The 23,538-nt window shown below is 41.3% G+C and carries 20 protein-coding genes; 5 read left to right on the top strand and 15 right to left on the bottom strand.

The window, feature by feature from the left end; all coding sequences use genetic code 11:
• The first annotated feature begins 8 nt into the window (after positions 1-8).
• The 5 genes from AC1DVB_RS00205 (at position 9) to shc (ending at position 8,358) form a co-directional block, all read left to right on the top strand.
• Positions 9-1,034 carry a WxLIP family cell surface protein gene (locus AC1DVB_RS00205; RefSeq protein WP_454861930.1) on the top strand — a complete coding sequence of 342 codons (1,026 nt, stop codon included), beginning with the start codon at positions 9-11 and terminating at the stop codon, positions 1,032-1,034.
• Positions 1,021-3,345 carry an L-type lectin-domain containing protein gene (locus AC1DVB_RS00210; protein ID WP_454861931.1) on the top strand — a complete coding sequence of 775 codons (2,325 nt, stop codon included), beginning with the start codon at positions 1,021-1,023 and terminating at the stop codon, positions 3,343-3,345. The genes AC1DVB_RS00205 and AC1DVB_RS00210 overlap by 14 nt, the downstream gene beginning before the upstream one ends.
• Before the next feature lie 188 nt (positions 3,346-3,533).
• A complete protein-coding gene (locus AC1DVB_RS00215; protein ID WP_268936054.1) occupies positions 3,534-4,217 on the top strand; it encodes a response regulator in 684 nt (227 codons plus the stop codon).
• 414 nt (positions 4,218-4,631) lie between these two features.
• Positions 4,632-6,170, top strand: coding sequence for an AcpB/EbpR/MafR family transcriptional regulator (locus AC1DVB_RS00220; RefSeq protein WP_454861932.1), 1,539 nt, complete (start codon positions 4,632-4,634; stop codon positions 6,168-6,170).
• 292 nt (positions 6,171-6,462) lie between these two features.
• On the top strand, positions 6,463-8,358 hold the full coding sequence (gene shc / locus AC1DVB_RS00225; RefSeq protein WP_477587737.1) for a squalene--hopene cyclase: 1,896 nt from the start codon (positions 6,463-6,465) through the stop codon (positions 8,356-8,358).
• Positions 8,359-8,585: 227 nt separating this feature from the next.
• Here the strand turns inward: shc and AC1DVB_RS00230 are convergent, their stop codons facing one another.
• The 15 genes from AC1DVB_RS00230 to AC1DVB_RS00300 form a co-directional block, all read right to left on the bottom strand.
• On the bottom strand, positions 8,586-9,068 hold the full coding sequence (locus AC1DVB_RS00230; protein ID WP_176548591.1) for a tetratricopeptide repeat protein: 483 nt from the start codon (positions 9,066-9,068) through the stop codon (positions 8,586-8,588).
• A 232-nt stretch (positions 9,069-9,300) separates the two neighbouring features.
• On the bottom strand, positions 9,301-9,849 hold the full coding sequence (locus tag AC1DVB_RS00235) for a PepSY domain-containing protein (RefSeq protein ID WP_053536792.1): 549 nt from the start codon (positions 9,847-9,849) through the stop codon (positions 9,301-9,303).
• A gap of 64 nt (positions 9,850-9,913) precedes the next feature.
• The gene (locus AC1DVB_RS00240) at positions 9,914-11,269 is read right to left on the bottom strand and encodes a sensor histidine kinase (RefSeq protein ID WP_230134705.1); all 1,356 of its coding nucleotides are present in this window, start codon (positions 11,267-11,269) and stop codon (positions 9,914-9,916) included.
• Positions 11,266-11,961, bottom strand: a complete 696-nt coding sequence (locus AC1DVB_RS00245; RefSeq protein ID WP_034311632.1) for a response regulator transcription factor — start codon at positions 11,959-11,961, stop codon at positions 11,266-11,268. The genes AC1DVB_RS00240 and AC1DVB_RS00245 overlap by 4 nt, the downstream gene beginning before the upstream one ends.
• A gap of 158 nt (positions 11,962-12,119) precedes the next feature.
• The gene (gene msrA / locus AC1DVB_RS00250) at positions 12,120-12,641 is read right to left on the bottom strand and encodes a peptide-methionine (S)-S-oxide reductase MsrA (RefSeq protein WP_053536794.1); all 522 of its coding nucleotides are present in this window, start codon (positions 12,639-12,641) and stop codon (positions 12,120-12,122) included.
• An 89-nt stretch (positions 12,642-12,730) separates the two neighbouring features.
• Positions 12,731-13,339 carry a response regulator transcription factor gene (locus AC1DVB_RS00255; RefSeq protein WP_057278094.1) on the bottom strand — a complete coding sequence of 203 codons (609 nt, stop codon included), beginning with the start codon at positions 13,337-13,339 and terminating at the stop codon, positions 12,731-12,733.
• Between the two features lie 12 nt (positions 13,340-13,351).
• Positions 13,352-14,473 carry a sensor histidine kinase gene (locus AC1DVB_RS00260; RefSeq protein WP_377330553.1) on the bottom strand — a complete coding sequence of 374 codons (1,122 nt, stop codon included), beginning with the start codon at positions 14,471-14,473 and terminating at the stop codon, positions 13,352-13,354.
• Between the two features lie 94 nt (positions 14,474-14,567).
• On the bottom strand, positions 14,568-15,626 hold the full coding sequence (gene desA / locus AC1DVB_RS00265) for a Delta(5) desaturase DesA (RefSeq protein WP_477587742.1): 1,059 nt from the start codon (positions 15,624-15,626) through the stop codon (positions 14,568-14,570).
• Positions 15,627-15,912: 286 nt separating this feature from the next.
• Entirely contained in the window at positions 15,913-16,620 is a 708-nt protein-coding gene (locus AC1DVB_RS00270) for a response regulator (RefSeq protein ID WP_477587744.1), read from the bottom strand.
• Positions 16,617-18,209, bottom strand: a complete 1,593-nt coding sequence (locus AC1DVB_RS00275; RefSeq protein WP_477587746.1) for an ATP-binding protein — start codon at positions 18,207-18,209, stop codon at positions 16,617-16,619. Before AC1DVB_RS00275 ends, AC1DVB_RS00270 begins: the two co-directional genes overlap by 4 nt.
• A 79-nt stretch (positions 18,210-18,288) precedes the next feature.
• Positions 18,289-19,815 carry a tripartite tricarboxylate transporter permease gene (locus tag AC1DVB_RS00280; RefSeq protein ID WP_477587748.1) on the bottom strand — a complete coding sequence of 509 codons (1,527 nt, stop codon included), beginning with the start codon at positions 19,813-19,815 and terminating at the stop codon, positions 18,289-18,291.
• 18 nt (positions 19,816-19,833) lie between these two features.
• Entirely contained in the window at positions 19,834-20,289 is a 456-nt protein-coding gene (locus tag AC1DVB_RS00285; protein WP_054398749.1) for a tripartite tricarboxylate transporter TctB family protein, read from the bottom strand.
• A gap of 57 nt (positions 20,290-20,346) precedes the next feature.
• Positions 20,347-21,369 carry a tripartite tricarboxylate transporter substrate binding protein gene (locus tag AC1DVB_RS00290; protein WP_034310025.1) on the bottom strand — a complete coding sequence of 341 codons (1,023 nt, stop codon included), beginning with the start codon at positions 21,367-21,369 and terminating at the stop codon, positions 20,347-20,349.
• A 159-nt stretch (positions 21,370-21,528) separates the two neighbouring features.
• Positions 21,529-22,455, bottom strand: coding sequence for an AEC family transporter (locus AC1DVB_RS00295; protein WP_377330557.1), 927 nt, complete (start codon positions 22,453-22,455; stop codon positions 21,529-21,531).
• Positions 22,456-22,609: 154 nt separating this feature from the next.
• On the bottom strand, positions 22,610-23,482 hold the full coding sequence (locus tag AC1DVB_RS00300) for a LysR family transcriptional regulator (RefSeq protein WP_264895931.1): 873 nt from the start codon (positions 23,480-23,482) through the stop codon (positions 22,610-22,612).
• Positions 23,483-23,538: the final 56 nt, after the last annotated feature.

Genomic DNA, 23,538 nt, shown 5'->3' on the forward strand with positions numbered 1-23,538 from the left:
TAGAAAAAATGAAAAATATGTTATCCATTATGGTTTTAATATTATTGACTGGATTGGGATTTATCTCCACTAATGAAGTGGCCTTTGCTGGTACTATGGAGTATTCAGTAAAAGCCAATATCCCCAAAAACCAAATTAATAAAAAGCTTACCTATTTTGACTTGAAGATGTCTCCAGGTTCAAAACAAACGATATCTTTAACCGTTAAAAACACTTCTAGTGAAGAAAAAAAGATAATGATCGAACCCAATTCAGCTATTACCAATCAAAATGGAGTGATTGACTATAGCAAACATGGACACAAAAAAGACAGCTCATTAAAATATGCTTTTTCTGATTTGATATCTCCAAAGCAAGAAATTGTAATAAAAGGAAAAGAAACAAAGAAAGTGCCCTTTACTATTCAAATGCCCAAAGAGTCATTTGATGGAATTATTCTGGGTGGATTCTATGTTCACGAAGTAAATAAAGAGGAAAAAAGGAAAGAAAATAATAAAGTTCAAATCAAAAATGAATTTTCGTATGTGATTGGCGTGAAATTAACCGGAACGGATGAAGTTGTGAAGCCGAAACTAAAGTTAAATGAAGTTCAAGCAGGGTTGATGAACTATCGTACGGTTGTTACTGCGAATTTACAAAATACCGAAGCTGTCATAATAAATAACTTGGATGCAAATGCACGTATTACGAGGGAAGGAAAAAAAGAGAAGCTCCACTCAACGAAGAAAAGTAAGTTATCCATGGCACCGAATTCTAATTTTGACTTTCCTATTACCTGGGATAATCAAAAGCTGGAACCAGGTAAATACCATCTATATTTAACAATTACAGACGGTAATCAAACATGGAAATTTGATAAAATGTTTGAAATTAAAGGTGCAGATGCAAAAGCGATAAATAAAACAGCAATTGAAGTAGAAAAAGATTATACGTTCCTTTTCATAGGACTTGCTGTGTTTATTTTATCATTGATCATCATTATCATTATCTTGCTGAAAAAGAAAAAAAGAGGGGAAGACAATGAAGAAGAGTAACAGGAAATTTCCTCGTGCTGCCCTTTCCGTGATGTTAGTAATGGGGTTAATTCTACCAAGTCCCGGTTGGTTGGCCCCTGCACATGTTAAAGCAGCAAATAACGGCAATCCTCCATTTAAAATTGATTTGACTGGTATATTCGTTACTCCCGCTACCGGTTCAAATAGTTCCGTTATAGGAGGTAATATCGTTCAAGTAACCCCTGATACCGCTAATCAAAAGGGTGGTATCTGGTCGACTGAAGCTAATAAAATGGACTTAACAAAAGATTTTAAAGCGTCAATGTATATCTATTTCGGGGATCGCGGAGCTAACGCAGCAGATGGTATGGCCTTTGTTATGCATAATGACTCAAGAGGCACAAATGCCATATCACCTCACAGTGGTTCGGGTCTTGGAGTTTATGCCGGACAGACACATGGGTCATCCAAAACGGATGGCATTCAAAAAAGCTTTGCTGTTGAGTTCGATACCTTTATAAACAATAATGTGAACGATGGTTATTTTGATACAAATACAACCAAAGGGAACCATGTTGCTTGGAGCTACCCAGGTCAAGCTGAAACTTATATCGATTACTACACAAGTTTTCAGTATAGAAGAACGATGAAACATAATAACATTGATGGTCCAAATAATGGTGCTCAATATCCTGGCAATTTATCGAATGATACCTGGCGTAAATTCACCATTAATTGGAATGCAACTACTTCAACACTTACGTATCAATTAGAAGGTCTATCGTCTGTTAGTATCCCAATAAATGTACAAGATATTTTTGGTGCAGATCAAGTCTATTGGGGGTTTACTGGTTCAACAGGATCTAGATATCAGAACAATCGTGTTGCATTTGAAGAAGTGCCAGGGCTAGTAAATGCAGAAGTGAAAGAAAAGATTACGAGAAAAGATGGTGCTGTTGTTGACAATGGTGCCCTGGCCAATAATGGTGAGGAACTAACCTATACGATAAACGCGAAGTATCTTTCCGGCAAACAGGATTGGACCGATATTATAGTGAAGACTTTTTTAAATGATCATGTTTCCTATGTTCCTGGCTCAATGACAATATCATCAGGGGACGGCTCAGAAGAATTGGATGATGGTTTTTGGACGGGACAATCTTTAGCCGCTAGTATTCCTGATATGAATACCAATCGGAACGATGTGACCATTTCCTTTAAAGTGAAAGTCAATCAAGTAAAGGTAAATACGCCAGTTACTGAGACAGTTAAGTTTGAGGGGAGTAACTATATAACGAATACGAATCCAGTAGATTATGTCATACAAGCTAACAATGTACCTGAAGTGACCATAAATGAAAAAGGCCCCATTCATTTAGCTGTTGGTGAAGATTATCAAGCAAAAGGAACTTGGAAAGATTCTGATGATTCCACAAATACCTTGTATTATGACTTAAATGGCGAGTTGCTAAAATCCGAAGTGCTAGACAATGGAGGTTCTACTGAACCGGTAGATTGGAGCTATCTTATAACATCGGATCAGTTAAAATTAGGCGAAAATAATCTTCAAGTCACAGCAAAAGATGGTAAAGGCGCTTATTCAGTTTCCGCTAAGTTGAAAATCATTGTTGAAAGTCCTCCAGCCATTACGTTAACGGATGCTAATCGGGAAACTCCTGTTGATTTTGGCACTGAGTATACGATGAGTGGCAGTTGGAACGACCTTGATAGTAATCTAGTTGATTTATATTATGCAGTGGACAGTAATACCCCTGTAAAATTTGCTTCTAATGTATCAAATTCCACTAACAAAGGTGAAGACATTAACTATCAATACAGCATTCCGGCAGATCAATTGTCTTTAGGCATGCCTCAAGTTTCAGTTTATGCTGTAGATGATACGGGTCGAAAATCAAATATTGAAGTAGTGAACGTCAATGTAACGGGAAAATTAAGTTTCATGAGTGTAACTGAAAATGTTAGTTTTGAAAATATGAAAGTACCAAGTCAACCAACCTATTCAAAAAGAAATGATGATTGGGAGATCCTTGTGAAAGATACCCGTGGATTGGGAAGTTCATGGCGTCTCACAGCAACATTAATGGAGGAATTCTCTGATAGTCAAGGGCATTTTTTGAGGGATGCATTAAAGTTTGTTAATGAGGATGGAATTGAAACAACAATGGCGCTTGGAGCTGAGACGAATGTTTATGAAATGATTACACAGGATGAACAAAATATATCGATTAACTGGGAATCGGATAAAGGTATACTGCTAAAAATTGATCCTTTTGTTTATATAGGTAATTATACTGGGAAAATTAATTGGAATCTAATTGATGCCCCATAATATAGAGGATAAATTGATATACTCATTCGGTTAAATCGTAACTTGAAGAAATGATATGAACTGAATAGGTTCCATCATCAATTAATACTTAGGACAATTCGTATACTTGCTTCCTTTCATTTTTACGAATAGGTTTAATAAACGTTTTAATAATATAGAAAATTAGAAGGGTAGGAGGAGCTGCCTAAATGACTACCACAATTGCGATTATAGATGATCATCAACTTTTCCGAGAAGGGTTTAAACGAATCCTTGAAATTGAAAAATCTTTCCAAGTTATTGCCGAAGGTGTAGATGGTATCGAAGTAGCTTCTATTGAAAAAGAATATAAGCCAGACATTTTCATAATCGATATCAGTATGCCACTAATGAATGGACTCGAAGCAACACGCAGGCTAATCGAAAATAACCCCAATACAAAAGTAATGATCTTATCCATAAGTGAAGATGAACATTATGTAACCGAAGCACTTCAAAGCGGTGCAATAGGTTATCTGCTTAAAGAGATGAGCGCAAGTGAACTTATTGATGCTGTTCATCTTGTTGCGGAGGGCGGTTCTTATTTGCATCCAAAGGTAATCAGCAATATCCTGAATGAATATCGAAAATTAGCTGAAAAACACTTAAGAGAAGATGAAGATTTTGAGCAATCTCTTAAGCTTTGTCGCCCTCTCCACCTGCTAACGAATCGCGAATGTGAAGTCCTTCAATTGCTTACAGATGGAAAAAGCAATTCCCAGATCGGTGAAGCACTTTTCATTAGTGAAAAGACTGTAACAAATCATGTCAGCAGAATACTCCAAAAAGTAAAAGTAAATGACCGTACTGAAGCAGTTATCCATGCGATTAAAAATAACTGGGTCAAAATTTAATAATAGATCAGGACTTTTAACTACGAAAGTTAATGGTTGATATAATGTAACAATCACCTGCCTACTCTTTAACAGGCCACAAAAAAAGAAAAGACTATTTGAGCACTTACTTTATGTAAGTGCTTTTTGCTACACATTCGGTCATGATCACCATCTTCTTAAAAGTTGGGGATTATTCTAAGTTTTTTAGTCAGAAAGAATAATACCTTAAATAACGGGGTGTGTGCCAAAAGTGGGATATTTTTTTATAATTTTCTGAATATTAACCAAGAAGAAAAGGTATTATTAAAAAAACGGGACTTAGTTACTATCAATAAGAGATCGATGTAAATATTCTAAGTTAATAATGTAAATTCCTTAAACAGGGAAAATAAAATGAGAATCCTTTTGTAGTCTTAGGTTTAGGAATAGGCTATGATCGATTACGAAATAGGTGATAATATGAATCGATTTTATAAACGTTATTCAGACTTGATCTTTCATTTACTTAATAGTAACAAATGGATTAGTATAGCTGAATTATCCGAGAAAACAGAGTATTCAAGAAGTACTATTTGGCGTGATCTAGAAATCCTGGAGTCTATTTTCCCTGACGGATGGATTTTGAAAAAAAATGAAAACCTTGGAGTTCGTCTAATTAAACCTGAAAATGGTACATTAGAAAGTTTATTAACACAAATAAGAGAAAAGAATTCCTATTTACACACATTAAAGTTAATTCTTTTGAACGATGGTGTTGATATTCCCCAGATATCCCAAGCGGTTTATATTAGTCGTTCCACTGCATACCGTCACCTTGAAAAATTACAAGAGGTTGTAAGTGAGGCAGGTGTTACATTAACTGCAAGCCCCTTTAAAGTCATAGGGGATGAAAAAAAGATTAGAAGATTCATCACGCAATATTTGGACTTTATGTCAGTTGAAGCCAGTACCATTAAAGATGATTCAATCGATACGATAAAATTTCAAACAGATTTATTACAGCTGTTTTCAAAATATTCAATGTCTTGCAGAACAGGTGCCTTACAGCGATTAACAATGATTTTATTTATATCAAATTTTCGTGTCTCCATGGGGCATTATATCTCATTTCCTAAAAATCTAATAAATACTTACGAGGGTAGTAAATATTTTGAGCTCTCGAAAGAATTGGTAAAATATATGGCCAAATGCCCGACAAGAGATATTCAACTACAGGAAATTCTCTTCTTTTCCATTTATATCATGAGTGAGGAACGACCATTAAATAGATCACAGTACATTAATTATATTAAAAAAAGAATGAGGAGTAAAAAAGGTTTTCCCTTGGTTAAATTTTTAAAATGTCTTTCTAAATATGTTGGTTTTAATCTATCACAAGATGATATTTTTTTATTTCATTTATCCCAAACATTAAAAAGGATACAAGTTGAAACTGAATTTGAAACGGAAAGTGCAGGAAATTCAATGTTGCAGTTCCTTCCATATTTTGAAACAAATCCGATTTTCCAGGTAATTGAGGAACTGGCAATTGAAAGTTTTTCTTCAGTGCCTTTAACGATTAAGAAACTTGATGTTTTAGAGATATTTTCACTTCTACAGTCTGTTGTCTTGAGAAAACGGAATCAACATACAATACAGGTTGCATTAATGTGCAGAACTTATAACGAAAAAGATTATATTAGGGAAGTATTAAAATATCACTATGGTAATAAAGTGGCTATCTCAACATTGGATCCATCCAGTATTGATTTGCTCTTCAAATATGAGGAGTTTGATCTGCTCATTTCTACCGATATTGGTGATCATAAAAATATGCCAATTGAGCACATCCCTACCATTCAAGTATCGTCCTTTCCCACCCCTTCAGAATTAATAAATATTAAACATTTTATAGAACAGCACTTTTATGGGAATTTAGGTATAGAACCGGAATTGATCTATCCATATGGTATTGATGAATGTCCTTGTTAATGAACATAAGAACTCGAGTAGAAGAAAATCAGTATATCTGGTAGCAATATACCTAACCCAAATTCCTCGCATAATTCGGGTTAGGTGATTTAAAGACATACCTTCTTTGAATCAAACCGAACTACTGATAGGATCTAAATGACGCTTTGGCAGCTTTCATTGCCAAAGCGCGTTTTTAGTTCCCCCCTCCTTTATTCTTGTGGGACGATGCGCCTGACATGATTTCTTGAATGCAACGACAAGTTTTGAATATACATATAAACGGAAATGTGTTTTTAGAGGAGGAAAGTCATTGAACCAAGATGTACAATCGGAAATCAATCGCCTTGTTCATCGCTTGAAACAAGACCAATCCGCTGATGGTTCGTGGAATTATCCCTTTGACACCGGGATAACAGCAGATGCCTATATGATCATATTATTGAAAATTCTAGATATGGAAGATACTCCTCTTATAGAGGCTTTAGTAAAAAGAATCGAAAGCAAGCAAACGGAAAACGGGTCATGGAAACTATTCCAAGATGAGAAGGACGGCAATGTTACGGTTACGATCGAGGCTTACTATGGCCTTCTTTTTAGCGGACTCCGCAATAAGAATCATCCACATATGAGGAAAGCCAAACAATTCATTCTTTCCAAGGGCGGCATCAAACAGGCCAAAATGTTAACGAAAATGATGCTTACTGTCACCGGACAATATCAATGGCCGCGCCTATTCCCCATTCCACTCGAAGTGGTCTTACTGCCTCCGACCTTTTTCGTCAGCATTTATGACCTTTCCGTATATGGGCGGGTCAATATGATTCCATTGCTATTGCTTGGCCATAAAAAGTTTCAGATCACGACCCCGGACACGCCAAGTTTAAAAGATTTGTTTCAAACAAGGGAGGACAGTTCCGAAGAGCAAGTGTGGGAAGAATACCGTACCGAAGAATATCGTTCCTTCTTCTCCAAACTTCAAACAGGCGTCAAAACCTTGATTGGTTATCCGGATTATTTGCATTCCTTGGCCTTGGATTCAACGAAAAGGTTCATGCTCGACAGGCTGGAACCAGACGGGACACTGTACAATTATTTCGGCTCTACCTTTTTCATGATCTTTGCCCTCCTTTCAATTGGATATTCGAAAAGAGATCCAGTGATTCTAAAGGCCATTGCCGGTCTGAAGGGGATGGCCTGCTCCATTGAGGGACACACACATATCCAGTTTACGACGCCCCATGTTTGGAATACCTCCTTAATAAGCTACGCCCTTCAAGAAGCGGGAATGCCTTTCAAAGACAAAACGGTCAAGGCAGCCAATCAGTACTTACTGTCACGCCAGCATTATATGTATGGAGATTGGCTGATCCATAATCCTGATGCAATTCCTGGCGGCTGGGGGTTCTCGGATTTGAATACCATGAATCCGGATGTCGATGATACGACCGCCTCACTGCGGGCGCTGGCTAATCAATTGCAAGCGAAACCGGATAATCGGGACAGCTGGCAGCGCGGTGTCGCCTTCACGATTTCCATGCAAAATGATGATGGTGGATTTCCAGCCTTCGAACGGAATAACGACCATAAATGGCTGCAGCTTCTTCCTATAGAGGGTTCGAAATATCTCCTGACTGACCCTTCCACCGCTGATCTGACAGGAAGGACGCTTGAATTCCTGGGGAACTATACAAATATGAAAAAGCCGGAAGAAGTCAGTAAAAGAGCGGTGGATTGGCTATTGGAAGACCAGAAGCGTGATGGCTCCTGGTATGGGCGCTGGGGCATCTGCTATCTATATGGCACATGGTCTGCACTGACCGGCATGAAGGCAGCAGGGCAAGCCACTGGACATCCATCCATCCAAAAAGCCTTAACTTGGTTGAAGAAAATTCAAAATGAAGATGGCGGCTGGGGTGAATCTTGTTACAGTGATATCAAGCAACGATATATCCCCCTCGGAACAAGCACACTGACACATACAGCCTGGGCTGTGGATGCGTTGATATCGGCATCAGAAAAGACGACAGCCGAGATTGAAAAAGGCATTGCCTACCTCATCCGTGCAGGTCAACAAGAAAGCTGGACCAATGATTATCCTGCAGGCCAGGGAATGGCGGATTTTTTGTATATCCATTATCATAGCTATCGCTATATTTATCCCCTTTTAGCCTTAAGTCATTACAATAAAAAATTCCTGGAGACTTAATCGCCAGTGTTTTTTTCATATTAAAGGTGAATATGTGGATTACCTGTGGAAAAGTAGTGAATAACACCGGTAAGTTATCCACAATCCGAGGTTATCCACATTCATTTATCCGTAAAAGTGGCAAAAGCAAGAATTTCCCCATCAAATTTGTTGATTCATTCATTTCGGCTATGTAAAAATGACTGGTTTTATACAGGTTTGTGGATAGTTTGGGGATGAGCACGATTTTATGTGAAAACTTTATCCAGTTTATCACTATAAAATTCTATCGCCTTAGCATAAGATTGTATTTCTTGATCCCTCGAGGTTTCGGCAATGATCTTCAAAAGAGATTCCATCGCAAGATCATGTTGGCCCAAATTATAAAATGCCATGGCCCTGAATACCAATAAAGCCTTATCCCCAGGAAACTTCGCCAGTCCGGATTCCAATGTCCGTCTTGATTTTTCATATTCCCCTATGGTGCGATATGTGCTCCCCAACCCGAGGTAGGCCCCTTTTGCATCCTCCTCCGGCAAACCTAATTCGAGTGCCGCTTCATAATAGGGCACCGCCTTTACCTCAAGCCCGAGAATATCCAAACTCCAGGCACACTGATACTGTATGACTGCATCACCGGGATTTTGCTTTGCCAGATCCATCAATATACGATTGGATTTTTCGAATTCTTTCTTTTCCCTTAAGAACAGGGCCCTTTCCAAATTTCCCATTGTCATTCCTCCATTGTATATGATTCCTTAATGCCCCTATTCGCGATTCTTCTTTTCAATTCCTTCTTATATGTATAAACAGCCCATCTCCCAACAATGCTGCAGCCAGGAACTAATATGTTGTTAAGGATTTGGAAGCTTCACTTCCCCGACTGTCTTGGCAAATAAAAAAAGGATCTGCCTCCCGGCAAATCCTTTCATACATTTCAATCTCTGTCGACATGACATATGATTAATCATCCAATTGGTTTTTCAATACTTTTCCCGTGGTGGCATCCACCACTACATCATATTCCTTTAGTCCTTGTTTTATTTCCAGCTCGTACACAAGGGTGCCATTCTCTGAATCCAGCTCCATATCCGTTACTTGACCATCCACCGCTTTCAAGGCAATCTTTTCAGCTTGATCACTGCTGACTTTTGCAGTTTCCACGGCTTGTTGAGTGCTCATATCCTCATCGTCACCGTCTTCCATCTCCTGAGAAAGAATCTCTCCTTTTTCAGCATCAACGTCAACGTCTTGATAGCCTTCTTTCGTTTTTACGGTCATTTCATAGGTCATCGGCTGGTCCCAATCCTTTTCAAATTGAGTAACTTCCCCGCCTAGTTTTTCTGAAATCATTTTGATAGCCTCATCCTCGGAAAGGTTCCCCTTATTGACTGCATATACCGCCGTTCCAGCAGCACCGCCGAAAAGCAATACGGACGCTATGGACACTGTCATGATTACCTTTTTCCTTTGAATGATACCTTCTTTAATCGTACTCCACTGTTTTTTCATGAATGATTCCTCCTTTAAGTTGTTACCCTTATAATAAGCACCCTTCATGAAATGAACATGAGCGTTAGATTAGAATTTGATGAGAAAGAGTAAGAGTCACCAACGTTCCCTCCCCCACCTCGCTTTGAATCTCCAATTTACCGTCGAATGACTCGACAAGCGTCCGGGCGATGGATAGCCCGAGCCCATTGCCTCCCGTTTTCCTTGCCCTTGATGAATCAACGCGATAAAAACGGTCAAATACATGTGGGAGATGTTCTGGTGATATCCCTCCGCCGTGATCTTTCACACCGATGACAATTTCATTATCCTGCCGTTTTATCATGATCTGTATGCCTGATTCACTATATTTCATTGCATTGTCCAATAGGATGACTATCACCTGTTCAAGCTTACTGGAAATGGTCATTGCATAGATTTCCTTAAACTCTGACTCTATCGTTATTTCACGATTTCCCGTCCTTCTGAATGTTTGGGCAATCCCTTCACAAAACGAAATGAGTTCTATTTTCCCTTCCACATCTTCTGAAGGTTCCGTCTGGGAAGCTGACTGCAGAAGATGTTCCGTCAGTTTTTTCATCCGGACGGCTTCATGATGGATTGCCTCCACTGCCTCTTCCTGAATCGCCTGATCCTTCATTCCCCAGCGTTTCAATAGAGAGGAGTAGCTTTCGATGACCGTAATCGGGGTTTTCAATTCATGCGAAGCATCTGAAAGGAATTGCTGCTGTTGGTTATAATTCCGCTCCAGTCTTTCCATCATCCTGTTGAATGCCGCTCCCATCACCTGCAGCTCGTCCTTCGATTGATCCGATAGCGGTATTCGTTTGAATTCCCCGCTTTTCTCAATATCCTTCATCGTTCCGCTCATGACCGATATCGGTTTGAGGATCAGGTTGGCCAGCCACTTACCGGCAAGAATCGATAACAGAATGACAAAAAGGGATGCACCGCCCAAAACGAGGGCAAGCGTCGATAAATTATCAAGGAGGGTATCCTGCGGCTGTGTGACCTCGATCATCCCCAGTCTCTTCCCCTCATCAGGATAAGGATAACGGTAGGTCAATACATATTCACCGTCAGCTTTGGCAAAATCATATCCTTTCTCGTTAATGGATTTAACCGCAAGACCCTTGAGGTCCTCTTCATCCGTAAATGATTTAACCAGCCTTCCATCCGTGTCGAATATCCGCACCATTCCATCGTCCGGGATATACGGCTCCATTAAATCGGAATCACCGGAAATCAAATCTTTCGTCAGGATATTTTCTTCGATTAATGAAGCTTGATCTTCAAGCAGATCCCGTTCCCTCTCTAACGATATCCAAAGGAAGGCGATTAAAACGATGATACTCAACAATATGAGCATGACGCTTAAAAAAAGACTGGAATACGATTGGATTTTCGTCCGAATCTTCATACTGGCTCCTTCAGGCTGTAACCTACCCCGCGGTAAGTATGGATGAGCTGCAGCTCAAAGGGATAATCTATCTTTTTGCGCAAATAACGGATATACACATCAACCACATTCGTATCCCCTGCGAAGTCATATCCCCATACATGTGTCAGGATTTGCTCCCTTGAAAGTACTTGATTTTTATTTTGCAAAAGATAAACCAGCAAATCGAACTCGCGTGATGTCAGCTCAATCCTATTGCCTTGCCTGTGAATGTCCCTAGTCCCAAGGTTCAGCTTCAGATCGTGGATCTTCAGTTCATCCACTTCCCCTTCTGATAGGCTCTCCCTTACATTGGTACGAAAACAAGCACGGATCCGTGCCAGCAGCTCTTCAATTTCAAACGGCTTCGTTACATAATCATTCGCGCCATGATCCAGGCCATTCACCTTGTCTGGCACAGCATCCCTTGCGGTCAAAAGGATGACCGGTGTCGACCCATTCTTTTTCCGGTAACGCCTAAGTACCTCTATGCCATTCAACTCGGGCAGCATCACATCCAATAAGATTAAATCCCACTCTTCGGCTTCCGCCCTTTCCAGACCTGCCTTTCCCGTAAATGCCGATTCTGTTTGATAACCCTCATGATTAAGTTCCAGCTGAAGGACCCTCGCTATTTTTTCTTCATCTTCTATTATTAAAATTCTCTTATTCATGATCATCACCACCTACCCCTTAGTGTACTGAAGAAATATGAAAATATCATGAGAAATTGACCCCTCCGCATAAAAATCCGCTGAATTGATGAATTTAATTTTTGTACCTTTAAAAAGACAATAAAAAGAACCGGATGTGAAAACACACCCGATCCATTTCATTCACCGTTCCAATGCTGGCCAATGAATTCATCGCGTCCCGATTTCGCACGGTCCGCTTTATAATCATCTTTGTTTTTTTTATGATAGCCCTGATGGTACTCTTCGGCAGGGTAAAAGGTTTGGGCCGGAAGGATTTCCGTTACGATTGGTTTCTGGAACTTCCCGCTGGCCGCTACCTTTTCTTTCGCTTCAAGGGCCAGTTTTTCTTGAGCTTCATCATGATAGAAGATGGCCGTCCGATATTGGCTTCCTCTGTCATGGAATTGACCGCCATCGTCGGTTGGATCGATTTGCTGCCAATATAGTTCCAGCAATCTTTCATAAGGAAATAACTGAGGATCGAACGTGATTTCCACGACTTCATAATGCCCCGTAGTTCCCGTCTTCACTTCCTCGTAAGTCGGGTTTTCAACATGTCCTCCCGTATAACCGGATACGATTCCCCCAATTCCCGGTTGTTCTTCAAATGGTGTCACCATGCACCAGAAACAGCCTCCAGCAAATGTAGCCTTTTGCATAATGGTCATCCTCTTTCCTTATGTAATATATTTCAATCCTGACACTGTGCTTTTTTGATTTGTGAAGCCTCCAGGGATGTACGCTTTGTTCAATCCTTTGACCAGCCCTTTTCCTTGAATCTTACAATCGCTTCGACGCGGTTGCTTACATCCAATTTATCAAGGATGACCGATATATAATTACGAACCGTTCCATTAGTCAGATAAAGCTGGCTTGCGATTTCTTTTGTGGTCTTTCCATCCGCGATCAATTTGAGCACTTGGCACTCTCGTTCAGTCAAAGGGTTTTCTTCTTCGAAAGCCATATCCACCAGCTCAGGAGCATAAATGCGCCGCCCATCCATGATGACACGGATCGAGTTCGCCAGTTCCTCACTAGGGCTATCCTTGAGAAGATATCCGCCCACCTCTGCCTTTCTGGCTCTTTCAAAATACCCAGGACGTGCAAAGGTGGTCAAAATGATGACTTTGCATTGGTGGCCCTGATCCTTGATCTCCTCCGCTACATCGAGCCCGGTTTTAACTGGCATTTCAATATCGGTTATGCAGATATCCGGCTTTAATTGATTGACGAGATTCATTGCTTCTTCCCCATTGCTCGCTTTTCCGACAACTTCCATGTCACTTTCCAAATCAAGGATGGAACCTAAAGCGCCAAGCAGCATCCGCTGATCTTCGGCAATTACGATTCGAATCAAAGTTAATCCCACCTATCCATTATTTTTTATAGCATTCGGAACCCTTATATACAGTGTCGTTCCATCTGTTGATTTAATATCCAGGCTGCCATTAACGAATTCAAGCCTTTCTTTCATTCCTTGAAGTCCATTTCCTTTAATATACTCTGATCGATGTGAAAGTCCCACTCCATTATCCTGTACTTTAATCGTCACTCCTGTTTGTAATTCTTCGATGACGATATGACAGCAGTCGGCCCTGCTATGTTTGACGATATTGGTCACAGCTTCCTTCAAGCACATGCTCAAAACCGTTTCAACAAGCAATGGGGTATCTCGCAATTCCGCGTTGCCTTCCAACTTGAATTCTATCTCTGCCGCTTTCAATATTTGCTTGACCCGGATGATTTCATCGCTTAGCTTCGCCCCACGCATTTCCGACACCATTTCACGAACTTCCTTGAGTGCCGTCCTCGCCGTTTGCCGGATATCCTTGATTTCCTTCTTGGCCGTCTCCGGATTCAAATCGATCAATTTCCCTGCAAGGTCACTTTTCAAACCAATCAAAGACAGCTTTTGTCCAAGTGTATCATGTAAGTCACGGGCAATCCGCTGACGTTCTTCCATTTTCCCAAGCTCTGATATTCGTTTATGGGCATCCTCCAATTGTTCTTCCAGCATACCCCGTTTGTTCCGATTATACGTGTTGAAAGGGAGAAGGATCACGCCTACCACACAAATGAGCATAAAGGGAAATTGCGAAAAGAAGGTAGGGTCTTTCATGATGAAGCCAATATTGACAGACACGATGGTAGCCAATAGCTGGATTGAATATAATACGAAAAAGCCAACCTTATTTTGAACATTCCCAATAAAGAATGCCAAAAAGAGTGAAAAGTAAATGTAGCTGAAAAATATGGTCATCGATATGGAAATGATTATTTGAATCGCCGTCCATACGTATACGGGCCATCCCTTCGAAACGAATGAGAGACCATATGATATGAAAAATAAAATGATCATGACGATTCCAAAGACTATCTCCAACATCGAAGAGGATTTGAAGATGAAATAAAAAGGAAGGATACAAAAAATGATCCAGACATAAGGGCTCAGCCCTGTGTTTTTCGGAAAGATATGATACCAACTTTGCATGGCGCCGCCTCTATTTCTTTTTACCCTAGTATATACTAAGGAGTTTCATCAAAAAACCATCCAATGGAAATCGAATGGTTTTTTGATGAACTATTTATTTTTCTTGAAGACTTGGACGTTTAGTATTGATTTCCACCTTGGACTTTGTTTCATTTAGACGTTCCTTAATCTCTTTAAAACTTACAAACGTCTTGTTTTCTCCATCATAAAGGCGGAAGCGAAGCGATTTTAAACTTGAACTAAGGGTGATTGTCGTTGCCTGCTGCAATGGCAGGGTGGAATCATGGACTTTTTCCAAGTTATAGTTTGGCACTCTTGGACTAAGGTGATGCACGTGGTGGAAACCGATATTACCGGTTACCCATTGCAAGACCTTTGGAAGTTTATAATAAGAACTTCCATCAATGGCAGCCTTCACGTAATCCCATTCAGATTCCTCTTCGAAATAAGAATCTTCGAACTGATGCTGTACATAAAACAGCCAGATGCCCAGTGATCCCGTTACAAAAAGCATCGGTACCTGAATCATCAGGAATGCCTGCCATCCGATAGCCAAGCATAAAAGACCATAAATTGCCACGATTGCAGCATTTGTCAAATACGTATTCATCCGTTCTTTCTTTTTAGCGCCCTTTTTATTCAGACGGTTCGATACAAGAAATAGATAAAATGGACCCAATCCAAACATGACGATCGGATTTCTATATAAACGGTAAGCAAGACGCCCCCAGAATGAAGCGGCGATATATTCATCAACGGTCATGATCCAAATATCCCCTGTGCCGCGTTTGTTTAAATTACTGCTCGTTGCATGATGTATGGAGTGGCTATGCTTCCATTGTTCATACGGAAATAACGTAACGATTCCACTGATTGTACCCAGGATGCTATTCGCTTTCCTGCTTTTGAAAAACGATTGATGACAGCAATCATGGAAAATGATGAAAATCCTGACTACGAATCCTGAAGCAAGGACGGCAAATGTAAGTGTCAGCCAGTATGAAATGGTTAAGCTTTGATAAGCTAAAAACCATAACAGGAAAAATGGCGGAAATGTATTTATAAGCTGTTTCACGCTTGATTTAGTATTGGATTTTTCAAAAGGGGCAATATCTTTTCTCAATTGTTTTTGATTATGATTATGGTTACTCATGTTTTCCTCCTCTTAAAATATATGGAGTGTTTGAATGTATTAATTCGTCGGTATCTCTGCTTTAAGTATAGTAATAATAACCGATTTTCTATAGTCATAAACGTCAATTCCCTGCCATGACACTTGTCATATACTTGTCTGCTTCAACACTTTTCACACTATTTTTTCCTCTTTCATCATTTTTACACTTCAAAAAAAACGATGAACTCCAATCAATCTGATTATAAGAAAATGCCTGACGTTTTTTCGATCCAATAAAAAAAGATCCGCCGCTTGGCGAACCCATTTATAACTTGATGGCATACACCCGTTCAGGACGTCCTACCGTGCCATATGTTAAATCGGCATCAATTTTTTCCTCTGACATCAAGTGCTCCAGATAACGCCTTGCCGTTGTCCTGCTCACCCCGATCTCCTTTGCCACTATTTCGGCAGTTAACCCAGGGGAGGATTTCCCCAACACAACCATCACCTTCTCCAATGTCATCCGATCGATCCCTTTTGGCAGTGAAGCCTGTTCCCTCTCTTTTTCTTTCATTTCCTTTCGCAAAAGCTTGTCCACCTGTTGCTGCGTTACGGGAAAATTGCCCTTTTCCAATTCAGACAGTTTAATGTGATACTCTTGATACCGGCGTAAGGACTGTTTGAAACGTTCAAATGCAACAGGCTTGATTATATAATCGAATATGCCGATCTTGATGGCTTCCTGGACTTTTTCGATTTCTTTAGCCGCCGTTATCATGATGACATCCATTTGTTTGCTTTGCTGCTTGATTTCTTTCAGGATATCGAGCCCATTCATATCCGGAAAATACATATCGAGCAGCAATAGATCCGGCTGCATGATTTCAATGAAGCTTTTAGCCTCGTCATAGCTTGATGCGATTCCGATCGTTTGAAACCCCTCAAGCTTTTCAATGAATAGCTTTTGTATCTCGACAATCCGCAGGTCATCCTCGACGATCAGAACTTCTATAGCGCGATGGGCCATCATTTCATCCCCCCTCTGTTTTTTGGTATGGCTACGGTAAAGATCGTATATTCCCCTTCTTTCGTCGAAAAAGTGATATATCCCCCTAAACCATCAATTGCTTCCTGAACAAGGCTCAAACCTATACCCGAATTGGTTTGATGGCTTTTCGTCGTAAAACCGTTCCGGAAAATCATTTCGGTAACATCTGAGCTCATCCCTTTTCCATTATCTTCAACCTCTATGATCAACTCTTTACCCAAGTCCGTGACGAACAACGATACCCTTTTTTCCTCCCTTTCGTTTTCCCGTACAGCTTCGAAGGCATTATTGATGAGATTGCCGATGATCGTCACTAATAAATCCCGATCTATTTCGGACCGAATATCTTTAAAACTGCTTTCTCTATCGATGGTAAAATCAATTTTCATCTCGCTGGCTAAACTTACCTTCCCTAAGATGAACCCCGCAATGATCGGATCGGGCACTTCCTTCATCAGAAAGTGAATGAAGCCCTGGGTGACATCGACTTCCTTCGATATGAAATCCATTGCTTCTTTATAGGAACCGAGTTGAATCAAGCCCAGCAGTGTATAAAGCCGATTGGAATATTCATGTGTCTGGGCCCTCAGCCCTTCTGCATACGCCTTTACATGTGACAGTTCTTGCAGGAGATTGGATAGCTCCGATTTATTTCTCAAACTTGCAACGGCACCGATGATTTCCCCCTGTCCATTCAAAATGGGAATCCGGCTTGCCAAAAAAACTTCACCGTCAATCATGAATTCCTGGTCATATTCGGCCCGTGCCGTGCTGACTACATCAAGCAAATGTGTATGCGTGATGACTTCTTCGATTTTTCTTCCGCGAAGCATGACGTCTTTAGGAATATGAAGGATTTTATGCGCCGTTTCATTGACGATGGTGATTTTCCCATGAACATCAATGGCAATGATGCCTTCATGAATGGATTCCAAAATGGCATGCTTCTCTTGAAACATCCAGGCGATCTCTTTCGGCTCCAGACCCAATATCGCCTTTTTTATATTGAATGAAATGAAAAAGGCCACCAACAAACCGCCGATTAATATAAAAGAGATGATCAAGACGATCTTTCTTTGTATTCTGGACACTTCTTTTTCAATATCATCCTGTAGGTAGCCAACGGAGACGACACCAATGACCTTTTCATTGGCGATTATCGGGGATTTCCCCCTTATGGAAGGTCCCAATGTGCCAGTGGACTCCGTGATGATGGATTTCCCATCCCAAACCTCGGCGTTATCTCCCCCAACCATTTTCTTTCCGATCAGGTCGGGATTTGGATGGGACAGCCGTGTTTCATTTTCATCTCCTATCACTATGAATTCCGCATCGATCTGCCTGCGAATTCTTTCCCCGATGGGCTGGATGATTACAGAAGGATGATCCGTTCGAAAAGCTTGTTTAATTTCAGGCAGCAAAGAAACGGTCTGGGCAACCGACAATGCTTTTTCCCCTGTCTCCTGCTTCAGGTTATTTTCCAGGATATTTATGAAAATAACTTCAAAGATTCCACCCATTAAGATGATTAACGTACAGATGCCCAGCATCAACTTGGTGTGTAAACGCATTCAATCACCTCTACTTACATCATATAAAAAATAACCCCTTTAAAAAAGGGGTTATTTCGCAACATTCAGAAAATATCGATTAACCTTCAATATTGATGACAACATCCTTCCCTCTCTTCTTAAGTAAAACCGGAATGAGCAGCCATAATGCCGTTACGATCAGGAAGGTCAGCGAAAGCGGCCGAGTGAAAAACAAACTGTAATCCCCATCGGATATCGTCAGTGCCCTGCGCATATTGTTTTCTATCATCGGCCCTAAAACCAGGCCTAATACCAACGGGGCGATTGGATAATCATTTTTACTTAAGAAGTATCCCAAGACCCCGCACCCTAGTAATAGCAATAAATCATAAGTCGATACTTGTACCGCATAAACACCAAAAATGGAAATTGCGATAATGATCGGAATCAAATATTTCTTTGGCGTTTCAATGATTTTCGCAAAAACCTTAACGAGCGGGAGATTAAGGATGAGGAGCATCAGATTTCCTATGAACATACTGGCGATAAGTCCCCAAGCCACCTGGGGATGGTCCTCGAATAATAATGGACCCGGCTGAACATTGTACATCATGAGCGCACCCATTAAAATCGCCGTTGTACCGGAACCCGGAATTCCCAGCGTCAATAATGGTATCATCGCTCCGCCGGAAGCCGCATTATTGGCCGTTTCAGGGCCAGCCACACCAGCGATTGCCCCTGTACCGAATCTCCCAGGTTTTTTTGAAATCCGTTTTTCCATAAGGTATGAGAAGAAGGAAGCAAGAGTGGCCCCTGCCCCCGGCAGGATTCCTACAAAGAAACCTAAGAGCGATCCCCTCGCAATCGGCCCCGCAGATTCCTTGAATTCTTCTTTGGAAGGAAGCAAATTATTGATCTTTGCAATTTCCCCATCATCCTCGTCCTTTTCCAAGATTGTCTTGAATACTTCCCCAAGGGCGAATAGACCAACAGCGATCGTCAGGAATTCGATCCCTTGATACAGCCAAGGAAAGTCGAATGTAAAACGGGCGATCCCGGATACATTATCAATGCCTATCGTCCCGATCAACAAACCGCAAACCGTCATGATCAGTGCCTTGGTTACGGATTTTCCCGCAAGGCCGCTGACTGCCGCCAACCCTAGAAGCATGAGTGAAAAATACTCCGCAGGACCGAATTTAATGGCAATCGTCGATAATGGCTGAGCCAAGGCAATCATGGCGATAAGGGTGACGATCCCTCCTATGAAGGAACCGATCGCCGAAATGGATAAAGCACTCCCGGCTCTTCCCTTCTTGGCCATTTGATAGCCATCCAATGTGGTGACGACAGAAGAAGATTCGCCAGGTGTATTCAATAGGATTGAAGTTGTCGATCCTCCATACATCGCTCCATAATAAACACCTGCAAGTAAAATGATGGCGCTTGTTGCCGCTTGCTCTGGAGGAAGTCCACCTGTAATCGAAGCGGTTACCGGAATTAAAAGAGCCACACCGCTCATCGGCCCGATCCCCGGCAAAACGCCGACCGCCGTACCGATCAATACTCCGACAAATGCAAATAGTATGTTATACCAAGTTAGTGCCGTTTCAAATCCGTGCATTAAATAATCAAAAGTGCCCACTTCACATCCCCCTTCCTTTTATGAAAACCAGATTGGCCAACCCGGAAGTGTTCCCTTTAACACATTCACGAATAAATAATAGATGATTCCGGAAAAACCTGCGGAAATGATGAGCGATGTCACCCACTTATTCCGTTCCATCGTTTGAAAGCAAACAAACAAAAACAGAAAGGTTGTAATGACATATCCTATCGTTTCCAATGTCAAAATATAAATCAAGGTGGAGAGCAGAATGATGATAAACGGTTTATATTGCAGCTTGTCTTTACGTGATTCCTGCCCCTTGCCCCGAAATGCCTCATAGAACAGGCGAATACTTAAAAGAGAAAGGACGAGCCCCAATACAAAAGGGAAAATGTCCGGTCCTACCGAACTTCCATATGAAGAACTGGCCAGTTTCCTGCTTCCTATCATAAACAGCACTCCGACAGCCAGAAAGGCTGCAGAAGCAAAGCGATCAAATTTAACATCCATCACAATCCCCCCATTTCAGAAAATAAGAAGAAGGTGAAAGCACCCCCTTCTTCCCAATTATTTTTCCATGCCTAAAGCTTTCAATAATTGCTGCACCTGTTTCTCCTGTTCTACTAAAAACTTGCTGAATTCTTCACTATTTTTATATTCTTGTTCCCATCCTTGCACTTCCACTTCCTTTTTCCATTCAGAAGTTTCAACTAGCTTCTCAATGGTTCCGTCCCAAAAGGTTTTCGCTTCACCAGACATATTCTGAGGTCCAAAAACGCCTCTCCAAATCGTGAATTCAGCATCGACCCCTTGTTCCTTTGCCGTCGGTATGTCTTTAAGGTCCCCACCTAAACGTTCATTCGAGGTTACAGCCAACACTCTAATCTTTCCTGCTTTTAAAAATTCCCTGACACTGGATGCATCCGTTCCGATCACATCCGCATTTCCGCCAAGCAATGCCGTAATCGCTTCCCCGCCACCGTCGTAAGAAACGTATTTAAGTTCGGTTGGATTCAAGCCATATTCATAGGCTGGAAGAATGGAAATCAAATGATCCATGGATCCCGGTGCAGATCCCCCTGCAAAGGTCAGCTTACGCGGATCTTTCTTCACCGCTTCCAGCACCGATTTCAAATCCTTGAATTCAGAATCCGCCTTTACCACTATCGCCCCATAATCCTTTGTCAGCTGCGCCAAAGGTGTCGTATTTTTATATCCATAAGGACTGTTGCCTTCTTTTTTAAGGTTATTGATGATGACAGGCGGTGAATTAACGAACAGCATGTCATTATTATCCGCTTGCTGTGTTGCATAGTCCGCCATGAAGACAGCGCCCCCGCCGCCGGGTTTGTTTTCGACGGTCAATGGCTGGTTCACCAATTTCGTCTCACCCAAGACCTTTGTAAATGAACGGGCCGTTAAATCCCATCCCCCGCCTGCACCCGAAGGAGCAACGACCGTTATCGCTTTTTTCGGATAACCTGTATCTTCTTTCTTTTCTCCTGATGTCCCCGAACTGCTGCATGCACCTAAACTTAAAGCTAACGAACCTGCCAATAGTACCGCTGAAATCTTTTTACGAGAAAACATAGTAATCCCCCTTTTGAAAGCGTTTTCTTAATTCTACAAAAATATCTTCGCTTTCAATGATTGCCCAACTAAAATGCATAAATTCCAAAACCTTCATATTGTTCATAAAGTTTTATCGGGAGACATGGGAAAAAGGCCCGCCCACAAAGAGCAGCCCTGCTAGAATAGTATTTTTGATAGATACACGACCATCGTTACCGTTATGCTGCTGAATAAAGTCGACATCAAAACCGCCTGTGCCGCATACTCCGGATGGTTGTCATATTCCAAAGCGAATAATGCGCTGTTTCTTGATGTGGGAAATGAGCTTGCGATAAACAACCCTTGGGCGACAGTCCCTTCCAAGCCCAGCATGAGAATGATCAGGAGGGCGATGGATGGTGAGAGTATTAAGCGCCCCGCCAAGCTAAGGATAAGCGGAAGCGGGAAATGCGTTATTTTCAAATAGGCACTCTGTGCACCTAATGTTATCAATGCAATGGCTATGAAGGCACTCGCGATATTATCAATCGGGGTCCATAAGAACAGAGGGATTTCGAAAGAAACGGAATGTAATATTAAACCAAGCAATAAAGCATAAATGACGGGGTTCTTCAAGAACTCGCGAATGGCACCCTTTGCACTTTTTGTATGGACGGAAACAGAATTCATCAATCCATAGGTATAGGTCAACAGGTTTTGAAAAATGATCACGATGACTTGGATCGACAGGCCAAGGGGGTTTCCATTAAACACCATCTGACTGACAGGTAACCCGAAATTGGCCGAGTTATTCAGGACTACACTATTTTTAAACGTGGCCGAAAGACTTTGATCAAACCTGGCTAGTTTCGCTACCACTGTACTCACGATGATGAGGCTTACTGCTTGAAGAGCGAGGAAGCTGAATATCTGGACGATCATCCCCCCGCCCAATTTGCTTTGATAGATATTGACAAAGCTAATGGCGGGCATGAGCAGGAAGTGATTCAATTTAGACAGCGTATTCATATCCAACTTGAATTTACGATGCAGAATGGCCCCCGCCCCTATAAGGAAAAAAACCGGTACAATCACATTCAATACGATCAGAAACAGGACACTCACTTGACTTCCTCTCCATTCCTTAGGCAAATTCCTGATGATATACATCTCCCATCTATCATAATGCCGGGATGACCATAATTAAAATACCAATAAATTATCGGTATCCATTCAAAAAAGGAATGATAAAAAAGCACAGAGGTTTCTGCGCTTCCAGTTAAATATCCCTCATGAAATCGACGCCTTTGACAAATTCGACAAACTCTTTGACCAGTTTTAATTCCAGCGACTTTTCATGATATAACATCCACGTATTCCTGATAAGGGGATTACCTTGCTTGTCCTTAAGGTCCATTTGTCGGAGGTTTTGGTCTTTCTCCAATAAAACACTGGGGAGGATGCCATATCCCAGGCCATTCCTGACCATTTCCTTGCATGTATCCCCTTTGTCCACTTCCATCCCCACCAAAGGAGGTCCGGAAAAATTGTCTCTCCACCAATTATCGATCATTGTTTTCAAAAGGGCATCTGTCCCATAATCGATCCTCGGCAGGAAAGGCAGGTTCCGGACTTCGATTTCCTCCTTGGAAGCAATGCAAATCGTTTCCTCAAAAAGATGATGCCTCGATCCCGACCATTGATAATCCCCCCGAACAATCCCGACATGCACTTCTTCCTTATAAATGAGGTTCAGCACTTCTTTACTCCAGCCGGTTGTCACATGGAAATCCACTTTAGGAAATCGCTCACGAAATATTCTCAGCAGGCCTGGCAGCTTATGCAGCGTAATATAGTTGGAAACACCCAGCCGTAATGTTCCACTGATCTCCTGGCCCATATTGAATGCTGTCTCTTTTATCTGCCGGAGCCTGATCAGCATCTCATCTGCACAGATGGCCAAATATTCACCTTGAGGGGTGAACTGCACTCCCCTAGTTCCCCGCTCCACAATCTTCAGATTGAATTCCTTCTCTATTTGTTGAATCCGTTTCGTTAAAGAAGGTTGCGAGATATATAAACTTTGCGCCGTTTTAGTAATATTCCTGTGTTCATGCAACACCTTTAAAATATGCCAATCCCTTTCGTTCATAACCCTTCCCCCGATACGAATTCCCTTGAATGCTTTATAAAAACTGTACCATAAAA

Source organism: Peribacillus sp. P4_D6 (assembly GCF_056401795.1).